The following is a 15,606-nucleotide window of genomic DNA, read 5'->3' as shown; positions in this document are numbered from 1 at the left end:
TTCCTGAACCATGTTCAGGAGAGTTCAGCGTGAATGTATCAGTGACGCAGGACATAACTCCAAAGAATTTCCCGTATGAGGGCCTGGTAGCCCCGATTTCCGGCCAGCGCCTTCAGCCGCTGCTTCAGCTCACGTTCCAGCCGAATGCTGGTCACTTCCATCTGAGTCGTGGGAATGGGGGAATGGGCGCGGATGGGCATGCAGGGATCCTCCCTCGAAAAGCCTAGACTACTCCTGTAGCATAGCTGGCTTACCGCCTGAGCGGGGATCCCGGCCTGGGTGAGATGGCTCAGGTCAAAATGGTTGCAAGCTGTGCAGTTCTGACCGCTAAGGCAACGTCAGCACCTGAGTGTATGGTTGAGTTGATCCCGCCCCGTCGCCGTGCCTTGGAGCATTTGCTGGCCCGCCTTGGATTCAGGGATCCGGCTTTGCTGGAACAACTGCGTTGGGATCTGCTGGATCAGGCTCTGATTCACCCTTCTCTGGATGGCCGACGGAACAACGATCGGCTGGAGTTGTTGGGGGATTCTGTCCTGCGAATTTTGGTCACAGAATTCTTGTTTCAGTCCTATCCCCATCTGTCGGTGGGAGAGCTGACCGCGATTCGCTCCGACCTGATCAGCGATGCTTACCTGGCAGAACTGGCGGATCTGCACGGCTTGGATCGCTACCTCGAGGTGGGATCCAGCTCGCAAAACGACTTGGCCGGGCGGGGTCGGCGGCTGGCGGATGCTTTCGAGGCTCTGCTTGGGGCTTTTTATCTCAGTTGGGGTATTTACACGCTGCCCAGGCTGCATCCCTGGCTGGATCCCTACTTACACCGACGAGTGGAGCAATGGTTCCAAGACCCCACTCGGCGCAACCCCAAAGCAGCCCTGCAAGAACTCACCCAACGCCTTTGGGGCAGCCTGCCGGAATACCGCCTGGTGGCCGCCCAGGAACATCCCCCCCATTTCACCATGGAAGTCTGGGGGCAAGGACGGTGCTGGGGCCGCGGTGAAGGTCGCTCAAAAAAGGCTGCGGAAATGGCCGCCGCTGCCCAAGCCTACAAACACTTGCAGTCGGAGCAGACATGAGAGGCAGCCACCGCTACGAGTTGGCCAGTTGGTTGTTTTTGCTGGGGAGTGGCCTGTTTGCGGTGAGCGAGGTGATGACCTTGGGCAGTGACCCCTCTCTGTGGGATCCAGCAGCTCCAGCCTTTCTCAATCTCAAGGTTGTCCAAACCCTGCTGGGGATAGGAGCCAGCCTCCTGTTCGTCGTAGGCAGTGCTCTGTTCATCCTCGATGCCCGTCACCGCTGAGATGTGCACCCTACCCAAAACCACAGCAGCCCTTCTCCGAGAGCGGAGAGAGGCGAATAGATGAGAAGCTTGCTAATAGGGACTTCTTCCGGCTACAGGATCCGCAGGCGAGAGACTTTCTTTCTGTGGCAACCCTTCCGGCTCGTTTGACGAGTCATTCGGACGAGAGGAAAAAGATGGCTCTGGGCTGCTCGCGTCGGCAGGATCCATCCCCGGCAAAGCCAAAGAACCGGCAGCCTCGGTGGCCCGAGCATACAGCCTGGCTCGAACCTCTGCCTCCTGCTTGGGCTTCAGATAGAGGTTCTCCAGCAGCACCGCCATACCCGCCACCCACGGGGGGGCGATCACCGCCCCAACAATACCCAACAACTGGGTGCCCCCCAGCACCGCCAGCAACTGATACAAGGGCTTCACCCGCACCGAGGATCCCACCAACAGAGGATCCAACACATAAGTTTCCAGGTTTTGAACGGCAACATATAGGATCAGCACCCACAAAAAAGTCCAGCCCCCCTGCACAATCGCCACCACCAAGGCGGGCAGGGATCCCAGTACCGGCCCAATGAAGGGGATAAGGTTGGTAAACCCAGCGATCACCCCCAGCGCCAGAGCGAACTCCGACAGGCCGAGAAAGCGAAGCGAGACGGTGATCATCACGCCCAAAATGGCAGAGACCAGCACCCGCCCCTGAATGTAGCCCCCCATGCGCTGAGCCATCGGGTGTACCTGCTCAGCAAGCCGCTCATTCCAGGGATAGGGAAACAACTCCACCAAGCCCCGCACCAAGTCAGAGCCGCTCACCAGCATGTAGCCGGAAATGAAGAGGGTCAGCACCATGGTCAGCAGACCGCCCAGCAAACCACGGGTGAAGTCGAAAGACTGCACCAGCACCCGTTGTCCCGAGCGAACCGCCCAGCTCATCAACGACTGAGGGTCGAGCAACTGGTTTAGGTAGTCCAGCGCCGCCGGATCCACCCCCGCCAGATCGGCAATCCAGGTATCCACCAACAGTTGCAACTGCTCCAGATAGAAAGGCAGCCTCGTCAGCAACCGCTGGGTCTGAGTTACCACCGTCGGGCCAATGAGCAGAGCCAAGCCGGCAATCCCGGCAATTAAACTCAGATACACCCCTACCACCCCCAACCAGCGGGGGATGCGTAATCGCTCGGCCAGATCCACCAGGGGAGCCAGCGCTGCCGCCACCACCACCGCGATCATCACCGTCAGCACCAAGCTGCGCAGTTGCCACAGCAGCAACAACAGCATCCCTGTGGCCACCACCAGGGCTACAGAGGATACGGAGATGGTCAGTTGTCTTCGGCTCATCACTTGGCTGGGTTCTCTTCAGGGGGGCGTTCAAGCCCCCCTAGGTAACAGATGGCTCTACCATCCTGGCCTGGCTTGGACGAACTTGCCAAATGCTCCTGGGCAAAGACCCCAAACCCAGCGCTTCAGATCCTCAGCAAAAACCCCGCCAGAGCTGAGCTACCGCAACAGTTCCCTCCGCACCGCTTCTACATATTCCAGCAGCCCCGGGGATCCCCCGCCCGAAACCTGCCACAACATCAAAGCGCTACCCAAATCGGAAGCGGCACCAGCCCTATCCTCTCCCTGGTAAGCGCGCGCCATACCGCGGTGGTAGTAACCTTCAGCCCGCTGGGGCTGCACCTCGATAGCCCGGCTGAAATCCTGAACGGCCAAATTGAAGTCGCAGATGCTGGCCCACATCAGGCCGCGATGGACATAGGCCTCGAAAAGATCGGCAGCACTTTGATTTTGCTTGGCCAGCTCAATGGCCAGGTGAGACACATCAAATGCCGATTCCAGATGGCCTTGTTCGGCCCAAATGCGGGAGCGGATCAAGTGCAATTGCGGGTTGTGATAGGCAATCCGATCCAGAGGAGACAAGGTCGCCAGAGCCTGCTCAGGTTCTTGCAAACGCTCGTGTTGGATTTTGGCCTTGAGCAAATAGGCTTCAGCCAGGTAGGGATCCAAAGCAATGGCAATATCCAGATCCCGCAGAGCAGAGCGCATCAAGCGAGCAATGGCAGAAGCATGCTCAGGCTGCGGTAAAGCAGCAGGATCTTCTTGAGACTCCCGCCAGAAGTATTGCGCCCGTTGCAGATAAAGTTGCGCATTTCCCGGCTCCTGTTGGATGGACTGGGTTAGCCGCGCCAGCTCATTGGGAAGATCCGCCGGAGCAGAGGATTGAGAGAGAGTGGGATCCTGACGCCGAGGCCGTGCCGGCACGGCAAGGCTTGGGTTGGAACGGCCAACAACCCCGGCGGGCTGGGGATCTGCCTGTTGCGCAAGCCATTGATAGACCTGCTGCTGGTGAGCGAGAGAGCGCTGCTCAAGCTGTTGTACCCGTTCTTGCAGTTGGGCTTGCCGCCTGAGCCAAGATCCAGAACCTGCTTCATCTTCAAACAAGGTCTGGGATGAGGGCAGGGAGTGCTCCCAAGCTTGTAGAGAAACCTCAGTGACAGGACTCTGGCTCTTACGAGATGAGGTCAACCAGCCACCTTCGCCGATCAAAAACGGCAAGGACAGCAAACCCAACAGCGCCGAGCCGGAGAACAGAAGACTGGGCCTAAGCATGGATCCCACCCCTTGAAATAGCTTAGAAGTAAAGAGTTGCCTCTAAACTAGTTCGCCGCAGCCGCAGTGTCCAGACTTTCGGCGATGCTTGCCCTGAGCCAAAACTCAGAAACTCTCCCCTAGGGGATTCTGCCACCCGCCAGATCCACCAACTCCACGCGGCGATTCTTCGCCCGGCCTTCCTCAGTGGTGTTGCTGGCCACAGGAGCAGAGAACCCCACACCAACCGGATAGAGTCGACGTTGCTCGATACCCAGCTGAACCAACCGGTTGACAACCGCCTCGGCCCGGCGCCGCGAGAGACCTAGGTTGTAGTCGAAGCTACCGGTTGCATCGGTATGACCGACCACGAGGATGCTGAGGTCGGTGCGCTCGCGCATCAGCTTGGCGATCTCGGCAAGGGTGGGCTCGGCAGCCGCTTCAATCTGATCCGAGTCATAGGCAAAGAGAATGCCGTAGAGGAAGTGCCACCCTTACCTTGGTTCAGTTCGACTCCCAGGATCCCTATGAAGTCATTCACCGCTTCAAGCCAATTGCCGAGGTCCCTGAGCTGACCCGCGAGACCTACGTGCCGCGAGCTTCTACTCCCTTGCTGGATGCCATGGGGCGCGGCATCATCGACCTAGAAAAGAGCCTCAGCGAACTCAGCGAGGCAGATCGCCCGGCCAAGGTTGTGATGGTTGTGGTAACCGATGGGCAAGAGAATGCCAGTCGCGAGTTCCGCAAAGAGCAAATTGAGAAGATGATCAAGGAAAAAACCGAGAAGGAGAGCTGGCAGTTTGTCTTCTTAAGCGCCGATCTGGCTGCCATTGGGGATGCCCAAACCGTTGGCTTCGCTCCCAGCGCGTCCTTGCTATATCAGAAGTCTAAATTGGGCAGCGCAGGAGCGTGGACTTCTCTCTCTCGGCGCACCTCCGAGTACCGATTGGCTGTTCGCCAGAGGCTTATGTTCCTTGATGAAGACCGACAGCATCCCGACGATCCGAACAAGGGCAAGGAAGAAAGCTAATCCCTCTGCGGATAGGGCTTTGTGGGCAGGTTGACACGGGAAGCCCCTCGGATCCAGGGAAAGGGGAAGTATCGCAATGACCTCTGGGCCAGTGGGGATCCCTTCAGCGCCGTCGTCTGGAGCAGCGACGCAGTAACCAACTGGCGGCGGCCCGGTCGCCTTCATCCCATGCCAACCGCTCCACGGCCACCATCACCATCGAGGTGATCACAGCTTCACTTAAATGGCGAGAACGCAAATGCTGCACGGCTGAAGTGGCGGCCTCCAGGTCGCGTCTGCGAATGGCGCGGAGCAGCTCATCAGACATAGACCAAGCCAACGAGCCTCACTTCCTTTCTGCCCCCTTTCTACCCCAAGAGCCAGAAACTTCCCCTTTCCTTCACCTGCTTGTCAGATAATGCAAAAGTTCGTTTTACTTTCACGAAATATCTCACAAGATGTCTCAGGAATTGTTACACTTTTTGCCCCTGAGCCGACTAGGCATGTCAGACAGCAGGGAGGACCGCAGGGGAGCACGGGATCCCTTTGATAAGCCGCTCCATTTCTGCTTGTAAATCTTGGGTGAGGGCTTGTACGGCTTGTCGGCGGTTGGCCTGGTAGGCGGGCCAGCGTTCGGAAACCGAGAGGGGATCCCCAATGCTGAAACGGGCCAGGCGGGGTCCCAAGCGGGGGGGAGCAGTTCCAACAGGATTTTCTCCTTTGATCCAGGCCAACAGGCTCCAGAGGCGCAGGGCGGTTTCCGCCAACTCGTCTAGACTTAGACTGGGCTGCTCGGGCATGGGGCGCACCGCAAACACCATCAAGGTTTCCGCCAAGCGCATGTGCCAGAGGTGAAAACTGGCCTCAGCAGCCACTCGATTGGCCAGCCCCCTCTCCAGAGCCGAGAGACCAGCAATATCGGCAATATCTTCGCGGTAGATCCAGGCCCAGCCCGCCTGTTCGATGCGGTGCCGCCGCTCGATTAAGTCTCCCTGGGGCTCTAGGCCGAAATGTTGCTCGGCCACCCGCAGGGCCAGATCCGATAAGCTTTGAAGACGCGCCAACAGGTCCCCCTCTTTAACCTGGGCTCTATCTGCAGCAGGAAGGGCAGGGGCATAAAAGCGCTCATAGAAGGTCTGCACGACTTGCAGCAGGTGTTCTCCCAAGCGAAGAATACGGGCCAGCAAAAAGGCCTGACTGGCATGGGTTGAGCGCGGGGGTGGCAGCTTGCAATCGGCCTCCATGCGGCTGAGCAATCTATTCAGAGCGGCACTGGGATCCCGCAGGTAGGAATAGCGAAGGCCTACCGGCAAGATCAGCACCTGCTCTGGCCGTCCCGCCTTGTGCAGATCCTCCACCGCCCAAAAGCTCATCTGGGCTACCCCCGGCTCCAACGGGTTGAGAAGACTGCTCATACCGTTGATCGTCCCTTCTGGAGCTACCGCCAGCGGATATCGGCCCGATACAAACTGCTCACGAGAACTTTTTAGCCCTGCCCGATCCAGACGGCCTCGCAAAATCGGGATCCCGCCCAAGCGCGGCAAGCCCCAACGGGCAACGGATCCCAGCCACAGAGGTAGGCCGCGGTCATAAACAAACAAAACGTGGGGTCGGCCCCGAAAGCGGATCCCCTGGCGTTGGGCCACCTGCGGCAGGAGATGGGCGAACAAGTACATCAAGCAGGGGGGATCATCCAGGGTCGGGTGTCGAAACGCCACCAACAGGCGAATCTTGCCCGCCTCAAACTGCTGATAAAGCTGAGCCAAACGCTCTCCCCCCTCTACTTCAACGCGAGGGATCCCTTTGGTCCATCGCAACCAAAGGGGCAAGCCTGCTTGAGCGAAATGAACGACCCAAGGCGTCAATCGCGGCGGCAAAAACTTGAGGGGTGGCTGAACCTTCTGTTGCATAGGGATCCTTATCTAGGGTCAGAAAGAGGGTGAACCTAGGCTTTGGATCCCATCTTAAAGAGGGCAAAGCGGGAAGAAAGCCACACAGTGACAGTTCGTCAACTGGATCCCTTCTCCTCAACCCCAGGAGAGGTTCAAGCCCCAGCAGTTTTTTTTCGGCGACCGCGAGTCGCTTTGGGGGAAGCTTCTTTACTTGGGGTTGACTCCTCCACCACCTGGCCGTTTAGCACTTGCTTGAGGTGAATGTGCTTGTAACCCAGCTGAATCTCAAACTCATCCCCAGGCTTGAGATTCATTTTTTCGGTGTAGGCCGACCCAATGATCAACTGCCCATTTTTGTGAACGCTGACCCGAAAGGTTGGCTCACGACCGCGCTTGTCCCGGCTGGAACTTGGGCTGAGGCTCAGACCTTTTGCTGCCAGCACCGCGTCATAGAACTCATTCAAGTTGACGCGAGGCTTGTTGGTCTTGGTCATGGTTACATAGCCACATCGCTTTGCCGTTTCTCGGCGTGGAAGATGCCCCAACGCTTCGACCTTCTGGAGCAGAGCCTTCCCGGTTAAAGGTTGTGGTGGTATATCTGACATTTTTTAATGTCCTACATCCTTCCCCTAAGATCATAGCCTTATGGTGTACCCCTGCAACCGAAAGTCGGAGGCTTTTTTGAAGACAGGTTTTTCTCTTGTTCCTTGAGCCGGCAGCTCCGAAGGAAAAACCTCGTCTCCCTCAAGAGGTGTTCCTGCCCTTGCCAAAAGGTGATGGGGGCAAAAAGAACTCAAGCCCTGAAGAGTGCTGGGGCTTTTGTGGATGGAGCTGACAAAAGATCGCCTTGGGGGTAGTACCGCGGTGTAGATCCGACTCACCGCTTTCTACAGCCTCATCCCCACTCGTCGGCTGCCCCAAACTCTGATCACAGCCAGAAAACAGGCTCGACTTTCCAAAAAACCGCCGCTGAGATGGTGATTGCCTTGCGCAAATCGGTCGAAAAGACAGCCAGAGCGGTGTGAAGCTGGATGCCATCAGACCTAGGCCAGCAGGCATTTTTATCTCTTGGCAGAGGCCGGCTACATCTGAGTAATGGCTGAGGGATCCCCTCTTCGGCACTTCTTCAGATGGGAGCGCAGTGAGCGCGAGTTGCCCAAAGCAAGTTATTCATTCAGGATCCACTCGATTGGCTGCCGCTGAGACAACGATGAGTGGCAAGCTCACCAGCAAACAAAAGCCCCATTGCTCCCAAGACAGGGGTGCTGTGTCGAAGATAATGTTGAACAGGCTCCACTGGCTGAAGAGGATCTGCAGCAGGATGGCCGCCCCAATGCCGATGGCAATGGCTGCTGTATCCATGAGGCGCTCATGGCGCTCCAATTGGCTGGCACGTCCACGGCCCAACAGGGTAGGAATGGCCTGGCTGAGGCTGAGCAAGTAGAAGATGCGACCGATCACCAACGCTTGGATGGCCATGGTGCGGGCCAGGTTAAGGTTGCCGGTGGTTTGTTCGATGTATTCAAAAACCCCGAAGATCAAGATCCAGTTGAACACGGACACCAGCAGGATGCGCTGCAGCAGCCTAGGAGAGAGCAAGTTGGCCTCCGGATCCCGCGGTGGGCGAGTCATCTCTCGGCCTGTGCTCGGCTCAAAGGCAAGAGGCACCGTCATGGTGATGGAGTTGATCATGTTTAGCCACAGCACTTGAATGGCCAGAATGGGGAGCTCGCGGTTGAGCAGCACGCTGAGGAGAATCGTCATCGATTCCCCCCCGTTCACCGGCAGGATGAAGGCAATGGCTTTGAGCAGGTTGTTGTAAACCGTGCGCCCCTCCTCAACGGCTGCCTCAATGGAGGCGAAGTTGTCATCGGTCAGGATCATGTCGGCAGCAGCTTTGGCCACTTCGGTGCCGCCTCGCCCCATGGCAATCCCCACATCTGCTTGCTTTAGGGCCGGAGCGTCGTTGACGCCATCGCCGGTCATGGCCACGATCTGCCCCCGCGCTTGCAGAGCTTCCACCAGGCGCAGCTTTTGCTCTGGCACCACCCGTGCGAAGACGGATCCCTCATTGGCGGCTGTAACAAACTTCTCGGGGCTGAGCCGCTCCAGATCTCGACCGCTGTAGGCTTGCACAGGTTTTCCACCCCCCAGGCCCATCTGCTCGGCAATGGCTTGAGCCGTGAGCACGTGGTCGCCGGTGATCATCTTCACCTGGATCCCAGCCGTTTGGCAGGAATGCACTGCCGCAATGGCCTCCGGCCGCGGCGGGTCGATCATTCCTTGCAATCCCAAGAAAACCAGATCCCCTTCCAGATCGGGGTGATCCACACGAGTTTGGCTGCTGGGGACGGTTTTTTGGGCAAAGGCCAGAACTCGCAGCCCTTGTCGTGCCAACGCCTCCACCTGCTGGCGAATCCGCTCCTCTTCCAGAGGCTGGATCTCCCCCTGGGATCCCATCTGGCTATGGCAGCGGGACAAGAGAGCCTCTACGGATCCCTTGACATAGAGGCAATGCTCTTCTGGCCCCAGCCGGTGCAGGGTGGCCATGTACTGAAACTCGGATTCAAAGGGGATGCTGTCCAGGCGAGGGCGGCGGCGCTGCAGTTCTTCCAGATCCAGACCCCCCTTCTGGGCTGCCACAAGCAGAGCCGCCTCGGTGGGATCCCCTACCACCTCCCACTGGCCGTTGTCTTTGAGTTTGAGACGGGTGTCGTTGCAGAGGCAACCGGCCAAGAGACAAGCCTGTAACACCGGCAGCCGATCCACTTCCACCGGAGCATCCCCCTCCTGGGCCAGGATTTGTCCCTGAGGACTGTAGCCACTGCCTGTGACTCGGTAGAGCTGGGATCCGGCGTAGATGGCCTGCACCGTCATCTGGTTTTCCGTGAGGGTGCCGGTTTTGTCAGAGCAAATTACCGTAGCGCTGCCCAGGGTCTCCACCGCCGGCAGCTTGCGGATAATGGCGTGGCGTTTTGCCATGCGGGAAACCCCAATCGCCAAGGTTACAGTGACTACCGCCGGCAAGCCTTCGGGGATAGCACTCACCGCCAGCGCCACTGCCGCCTCAAAGACACTGGCCGCCCCCTGTCCCTGAGCCAATCCCACCAAAAAGGTGAGCCCGGCCAAGCTGAGGATGATCCTGAGCAGCATGAGGCTGAATTCCTCGAACTTGCGAGTCAGGGGGGTTTGCAGGGATCCCCTTTCCTCGATCAGCTCAGAAATGCGGCCCGTCTGGGTTTGGTTGCCGATGGCCACCACCACTCCTGCCCCTTGGCCGAAGGTGACGAAGCTGCCGGCGTAGGCCATGTTCTGGCGGTCCGCAAGAGAAGTCTCCTCTGGCAGGGATCCCAGCCGTTTTTCCACCGGCACCGACTCCCCTGTCAGGGCCGATTCATCCACCTGCAAGTTGCGCACGCTCAGCAAGCGCAGGTCGGCGGGCACCTTATCTCCCGAGCTCAAGAGCACCACATCCCCCGGCACCAGCTCCCGCGAGGGCACCCGCAGTTTTTGCCCCTCCCGGATGACAGTAACCTCCGTCACCACCGACCGGGCCAGGGCGGCGATCGCTTCCTCCGCTTTGGACTCTTGGATGTAGCCGATGAGGGCGTTGATCACCACCACCGCCCAGATCACGATGGCATTGCGCCAGGATCCCAAGAACGCCTTGACCGCCCCGGCAACCATCAAGATGTAGAGCAAGGATTGGTTAAACTGCTGCAGAAACTTCACCCAAGCCGGGGTAGCTGTCTTGGCTTTGAGTTCGTTGGGGCCATATTGCTTCTGCCGCTGGATCACCTCAGCTTGAGACAGACCCCGTTCCAGAAGCGCCGCCAGAGGCAGATCCACTGCAACAATTTGGCGGGCAACATCCTCTTCGGGCAGGGCGTGCCAGGGAGCTGCCGGCAATGAGTCAGGGGAGACGGATTTTGCCATCGCAGGTCTCTAGTTGAATCGCAACAGAACTTGAAAGCCAGCCGTGAATTCAACGGCAAATCCCTCGTACAGTCCACAGCCTAGCCGACGCCGCCTACCCCCCAGAAGTGCCGCTGTTCCCCCCAGCGTCAACAAAGCCTAGTACCCAGGAATGCTGGGGAAGGGAAACCACCTGTCCAGTTGTTCTGTCGGGGGTCGTAGACCTAGACAAGTGGCGTGGGGTAGGAATACCCAACCGCGAGGTAAAGACTCCATCCCGCTGACGCCAAGGGAAGCCCGCGCTCTGTCCGTAGGACGAGCGCCGGGAGGATGTCACGAATGCTAGGGTCTGTAACAGAGGGGAGCTTGCTCAAGCTCGATGGGGATCCTCAGCCAGCCGAGCCAGAGCCTCCAAATCAGCACCCACCACGCGGTTGAGAATCCATTCGGGATGTTGCTGGGCACCCATGCGTCGATAGAACTCTATCGCCGGCTGATTCCAATCCAAAACCATCCACTCCAGCCGCCCATATCCTTTGGCCACCGCCTCCTGAGCCACCCGCGCCAAGAGCGCTTTGCCAATGCCTCTGCCGCGAAACTCCGGCAACACGAACAGATCCTCAAGGTAAATCCCTGGTCGGGTCAGGAACGTGGAAAAATTGCGGAAGTAGAGGGCAAATCCCACCGCTTGCCCCTCCACTTCTGCCAACAACGCCGAGGCCAAAGCCTCTGGGCCAAACAAATAGTGGCGCAACAGATCGGCGGATCCCGTTACCAGGTGGCTCAGCTTCTCGTACTCGGCCAAGGCGCAGATGAGGTCAAACAAAACGGGCACATCTAAGGCGGTGGCAGGACGGATTTCCATACTTTTGCCTGGCTTCACAACCAATTCCTTGAATTTCCTGAGATACCGGCACGAGAACAGACCACAGTTTATTCTTGTTGTGGACAGAACGCCCAGGCAGCATCTTTTGGACGCGCAGCGTGGTGGGGGCAGCGGCAGGGGCCCAGAGGACTCACCGCACAAGGCAGGTAGGGTGACCGAGAAAAGTAACGGCAGAAGGGATCCCAGGCCGAGTCAGAAAAGAGAGTTGGCATGGCCCGGCGCTCGTCCCCGATTGAGAGGCGGCGGGATCCCCTCTTTTCCAGCAGAGGGATCAACTGAGCCCAGAACGTTAGCCCCAACCACAAGCCAACTCCCACTCAGCGCTTGCACAATTGCCCTCCCCCGTCGGCCAACAGCGTTGTCTTCCAACCAGAATCAGCCTCGGCCAGCCTGCTTGCCCAGGACTAGCGTGGCAGCCCGTTTTGGAGCTGTCCTTCCCTGCCGGCAAGAACCCGAGAAAAACCGATTAGAGTGAAATATGGACTGACCCGCTGAGCCTTCCGATTCCATGACCACCTCCACCCTTGATGCTGCTGCCATCCTTGAAGCGTTGCGCCCTGTTCAAGATCCGGAGCTGCGCCGCAGCCTGGTGGAACTGAACATGATCCGGGATATTCGCGTCGAGCCTGGGCGAGTGGCCTTTACCCTGGTGCTGACCACGCCGGCCTGCCCTTTGCGAGAATTCATTGTCGAGGAGTGCAAAGCTGCCATCCGCCAGCTGGCCCCCATCGAAGCCATTGATGTTACGGTAACGGCGGAAACCCCCCGTTCCCCTTCCCTGCCGAATCGCCAGTCCATCCCCGGTGTGCGCAACATCATCGCCATTTCCAGCGGCAAGGGGGGCGTGGGCAAAACCTCGGTGTCGGTGAATGTGGCGGTGGCGCTGGCCCAAAGCGGGGCCCGGGTGGGGCTACTGGATGCCGACATTTACGGCCCCAATGTGCCGCTGATGTTGGGCCTGCAGGATCGGTCTCTGGTTGTGCAAAAACGGGAGGACGGCGGCGAGGATATCTTCCCCCTGGAAAATTACGGCGTCAAGATGGTGTCGATGGGCCTTTTGGTGGGGCGGGATCAGCCGGTGATCTGGCGGGGGCCGATGTTGAACGGGGTGATCCGGCAATTTCTCTATCAGGTGCAGTGGGGAGAGTTGGACTACTTGATTGTAGATATGCCCCCCGGCACCGGCGATGCTCAGTTGACCCTGGTTCAGGCAGTGCCGCTGGCAGGAGCTGTGATCGTCACCACGCCCCAATCAGTGGCCCTGCTGGACAGCCGCAAGGGCTTGAACATGTTTCGGCAGTTGGGGGTGCCCATCCTGGGTATTGTGGAAAACATGAGCTACTTCATCCCGCCCGACCTGCCGGATCGCCAGTACGATATTTTCGGCTCGGAAGGGGGAGAGACCACGGCCCGCGAGCTTGGTGTCCCGCTGCTGGGGCGGATCCCGTTGGAGATTGCCCTGCGCCAAGGGGGGGATGCGGGCCAGCCCATCGTCATCAGCCAGCCTGAGTCAGCCTCGGCCCAGGCGCTGCGGCAAATTGCCAAAACCTTGGCAGGCCGTGTTTCGATGCTGGCTTTGGGGGCAGGCTAGAAGCGCTCTGCTTCCACCAACGAGACCCCGAAGCTGCGTCCTCCCACCACAATCCCCTCTTGGGCTTTACCGCGCACGGTCACTGTGCTGTTCATGGCCGGCAGGCCCTTGTCGGTGATGACCCAAAGGGAACCGCTGTTGTCTTGGAGCTCATACACACCCTGGCCGAACACCCCTATCTGGTTCACCACGCGACCGCGGACATACACATCGGTGTAGCGGGAGGGATTTTGCTCTACGGTGGCGATGGGAGTTGTGCCGATGCCCAGCCGCGCCAGTTGCCCACACCCTGCCAGGGCTAAGCTGAGGCCCAGCAGGAGCGCCAGGGATCCGCCGCGGAACGATTGGCCGAGTCGCTGTTTCATGGGTTGCTTCCATTACGAGCACCTGCTCCCACCATAGCAAGCCGGCAGCCGATCCACGGCCAAGTCAGAACTTCTCGCCAATGCCGAAGTGCAGTTGGCCTTGGCCGGCTCCGCCTTGCCCAACCGCGTAGTCGATGCGCAGCGGCCCCAAGGGAGATTGGATGCGAATGCCGACCCCCAGCCCCAAACCACTGCCCGGCTTGTTGCGCACCAGGGCAGGATTGCCGGCCACGGCAGCTCCACTGCCCAGATCAGTGCCGTAGTCGGCAAAGACCACTGCCCCCACCGGGTCGAAAATGGGAAAGCGCAATTCGGCGGTTGCGGTGGCAAAGCTGCGACCGGAACCGATACCCCCCTCGAAAAAGCCCCGCACCGAGTTGCCGCCACCAATGGCAAAAGCATCGTAGGGAGCCAAGTCGCCGATGGTCGTGCCCGCTCGCACATCAAAGGCCAATACCTGCGGTCGCTCGCTGCGGGTTTCAAACAGGTTGACGGGAATGAACTGGCTGTAGCCGGCCTCGAGGCGGTTGGCATTCAAGCCATTTTGAAACAGACGTACCGACTGTTCTGTGGAGATGCGAAAGACCGAGCCCTGGCTGGGGCTGTTGGGGTTGTCGCGGGTATCGTTGATGAGGCCGAGGCGCAGGGTGGTGTAGCTGTCTTGGCCGCTCTCGCTGAAGGTAATCGGGTTGCCCAGCACATCGAAGCGCTGCTGCTCCCCGTTGCTGTTGCGAGCTTCTACAAATTGGATGCGGGTGCCCAAGCTGGCCCGCCAATTGTCCCCAATCGGGCGAGAGAAAGTCACCCCGCCACCAAGACGGTTGATGCGCACGGGATCCCCATTGGGCAGGGTGAATCCCTCATTAAAGACAAAGCTGGAGCTCTGCTGGTTGGAGATGTTGACGTTGTAGGAGGTGGGAATGTCCAGCGTGGCAATCCGCGGGTCGGTGAAGTTTAAGTCGAAGAGGGTTTCGTTGGTGCCCACCTGCACGTTGAAGCTGGCACTTTGGTTGTTGCCGCCCAAGTTTTGTTCGGAGACGTTGAGGCCGGCGAAGACCCCTGTGGCGGAGCTAACGCCGATGGTGCCGCCCAAGGTACCGGTGCGACGTTCTTCCACGTTCACCACCACCACCACCTTGTCGGGATCCTGGCCGGGGTTGAGCCCCACATTCACATTTTGAAACAGGTTGAGATTAAAAACCGCCTGCAGGTCTTCCTGGATTTGGTTGCGGTTAAACACATCCCCCGGCTTGGACTTCAACTCGCGGGTGATGATGAAGTCACGGGTTTTGGTGTTGCCCTGAACGCGAATATCCTCGATCACCCCTTCGGCGATTTCCAGGGTGATGGTGCCGTCTTCAGAGGAGCGCACATCCGTCACTTTGGCCAGCACGTAACCCTTATCGGCGTACCACTGCTCGATCTCGGCCACAGCCAGTTGCAGCTCGCCGAAGTTGAGCACCCGCCCTTCCTGGTCGGCAAAGGCGGCCCGCAGCACTTCCGGATCCAGAACTTTCGCCCCTTCCGTGCGCACGGCTTTCAGGATTGGGTTGGGCTTGACCTCAAAGGTGACCCGCACTCCCAAGGGTGTATCGGAAGGCACTGCCCGCACATCGGCAAACAATCCGGTGGCAAACACGGCATTGATGTCTTCCCGCAACTGGGATCGGGTGGAAACCTCGCCGGCGCGGGTGCGGATGACGCTGTAAACCCGGTTGATCAGCTCCGGATCTTCAGTGCCCTCAACCACTACCTCCGCTACCAACACTTCTGGCTCGCCGGCAGTGGGGGGTGGGGTGGGGGAGGGCTGGGCGGGGGTGTCGCCACCGGTGCGCAGGTCGAGGGTGCCGGGCTGAGGAACCGATTGCGCCCAAGCCGGGGATCCCATCAGCAGAGCGCTACGGGACGCTTCAGCGAGGGCAAAAGCGGTGCTGAGCACCATCCGGCAGGTGAGCGCTGAAGTTAGCCAAGGGCGAAGTTGCCTGGAACGATTCATGGGGATCCCTCGCACACCAAAAAGCAAGATTGCAGAGCATGACTCTAGTCAATAATAAGCTCAACTATACTGAAA

Annotated in this window: 16 protein-coding genes; 4 read left to right on the top strand and 12 right to left on the bottom strand. The window is 59.0% G+C overall.

What is annotated here, in order from left to right; all coding sequences use genetic code 11:
- Window positions 1–38: 38 nt before the first annotated feature.
- Entirely contained in the window at window positions 39–200 is a 162-nt protein-coding gene (locus NW843_RS08805) for a hypothetical protein (protein WP_414522704.1), read from the bottom strand.
- A gap of 153 nt (window positions 201–353) precedes the next feature.
- On the opposite strand from NW843_RS08805, the gene rnc reads away from it, so the two are divergent.
- Entirely contained in the window at window positions 354–1,076 is a 723-nt protein-coding gene (rnc, locus tag NW843_RS08800; RefSeq protein ID WP_414522703.1) for a ribonuclease III, read from the top strand.
- Window positions 1,073–1,300, top strand: a complete 228-nt coding sequence (locus NW843_RS08795) for a hypothetical protein (protein WP_414399535.1) — start codon at window positions 1,073–1,075, stop codon at window positions 1,298–1,300. Before rnc ends, NW843_RS08795 begins: the two co-directional genes overlap by 4 nt.
- 72 nt (window positions 1,301–1,372) lie before the next feature.
- On the opposite strand, the gene NW843_RS08790 is transcribed toward NW843_RS08795, so the two are convergent.
- From NW843_RS08790 to NW843_RS08780, 3 genes are all read right to left on the bottom strand, one after another.
- Window positions 1,373–2,626 (bottom strand): AI-2E family transporter, encoded by a 1,254-nt coding sequence (locus tag NW843_RS08790; protein ID WP_414522701.1) that lies wholly within the window; start codon window positions 2,624–2,626, stop codon window positions 1,373–1,375.
- Window positions 2,627–2,785: 159 nt separating this feature from the next.
- A complete protein-coding gene (locus NW843_RS08785) occupies window positions 2,786–3,898 on the bottom strand; it encodes a hypothetical protein (protein ID WP_414522699.1) in 1,113 nt (370 codons plus the stop codon).
- Window positions 3,899–4,017: 119 nt separating this feature from the next.
- A complete protein-coding gene (locus NW843_RS08780) occupies window positions 4,018–4,350 on the bottom strand; it encodes an OmpA family protein (RefSeq protein WP_414412828.1) in 333 nt (110 codons plus the stop codon).
- 26 nt (window positions 4,351–4,376) lie between these two features.
- On the opposite strand from NW843_RS08780, the gene NW843_RS08775 reads away from it, so the two are divergent.
- The gene (locus NW843_RS08775; RefSeq protein WP_011432401.1) at window positions 4,377–4,907 is read left to right on the top strand and encodes a hypothetical protein; all 531 of its coding nucleotides are present in this window, start codon (window positions 4,377–4,379) and stop codon (window positions 4,905–4,907) included.
- Window positions 4,908–5,010: 103 nt separating this feature from the next.
- Here NW843_RS08775 and NW843_RS08770 read toward each other — a convergent pair whose 3' ends face one another.
- From NW843_RS08770 to NW843_RS08745, 6 genes are all read right to left on the bottom strand, one after another.
- The gene (locus NW843_RS08770) at window positions 5,011–5,214 is read right to left on the bottom strand and encodes a hypothetical protein (RefSeq protein ID WP_041436260.1); all 204 of its coding nucleotides are present in this window, start codon (window positions 5,212–5,214) and stop codon (window positions 5,011–5,013) included.
- Window positions 5,215–5,392: 178 nt separating this feature from the next.
- The gene (locus NW843_RS08765; protein WP_414522697.1) at window positions 5,393–6,796 is read right to left on the bottom strand and encodes a 1-acyl-sn-glycerol-3-phosphate acyltransferase; all 1,404 of its coding nucleotides are present in this window, start codon (window positions 6,794–6,796) and stop codon (window positions 5,393–5,395) included.
- Between the two features lie 134 nt (window positions 6,797–6,930).
- Window positions 6,931–7,383: an AbrB family transcriptional regulator gene (locus NW843_RS08760; RefSeq protein ID WP_011432404.1), complete on the bottom strand. Its 453-nt coding sequence runs from the start codon at window positions 7,381–7,383 to the stop codon at window positions 6,931–6,933.
- A 565-nt stretch (window positions 7,384–7,948) separates the two neighbouring features.
- A complete protein-coding gene (locus tag NW843_RS08755; RefSeq protein ID WP_414522696.1) occupies window positions 7,949–10,714 on the bottom strand; it encodes a cation-translocating P-type ATPase in 2,766 nt (921 codons plus the stop codon).
- Window positions 10,715–11,063: 349 nt separating this feature from the next.
- Window positions 11,064–11,558: an N-acetyltransferase family protein gene (locus NW843_RS08750; protein WP_414347469.1), complete on the bottom strand. Its 495-nt coding sequence runs from the start codon at window positions 11,556–11,558 to the stop codon at window positions 11,064–11,066.
- Between the two features lie 68 nt (window positions 11,559–11,626).
- On the bottom strand, window positions 11,627–11,791 hold the full coding sequence (locus NW843_RS08745; RefSeq protein WP_238376969.1) for a DUF6464 family protein: 165 nt from the start codon (window positions 11,789–11,791) through the stop codon (window positions 11,627–11,629).
- 296 nt (window positions 11,792–12,087) lie between these two features.
- On the opposite strand from NW843_RS08745, the gene NW843_RS08740 reads away from it, so the two are divergent.
- Window positions 12,088–13,170, top strand: coding sequence for an Mrp/NBP35 family ATP-binding protein (locus NW843_RS08740; protein WP_011432409.1), 1,083 nt, complete (start codon window positions 12,088–12,090; stop codon window positions 13,168–13,170).
- Here the strand turns inward: NW843_RS08740 and NW843_RS08735 are convergent.
- Window positions 13,167–13,535, bottom strand: a complete 369-nt coding sequence (locus NW843_RS08735) for a hypothetical protein (RefSeq protein WP_414522695.1) — start codon at window positions 13,533–13,535, stop codon at window positions 13,167–13,169. The two genes, NW843_RS08740 and NW843_RS08735, sit on opposite strands and share 4 nt — an antisense overlap.
- A gap of 64 nt (window positions 13,536–13,599) precedes the next feature.
- The gene (locus tag NW843_RS08730; protein WP_414522694.1) at window positions 13,600–15,531 is read right to left on the bottom strand and encodes a BamA/TamA family outer membrane protein; all 1,932 of its coding nucleotides are present in this window, start codon (window positions 15,529–15,531) and stop codon (window positions 13,600–13,602) included.
- Window positions 15,532–15,606: the final 75 nt, after the last annotated feature.

It is taken from the genome of Synechococcus sp. R5-12, from assembly GCF_047502655.1.
Lineage (GTDB): Bacteria > Cyanobacteriota > Cyanobacteriia > Thermostichales > Thermostichaceae > Thermostichus.
The sequence above is the reverse complement of the archived record's forward strand: the minus strand, read 5'-3'. Positions and strand labels throughout refer to the sequence as shown.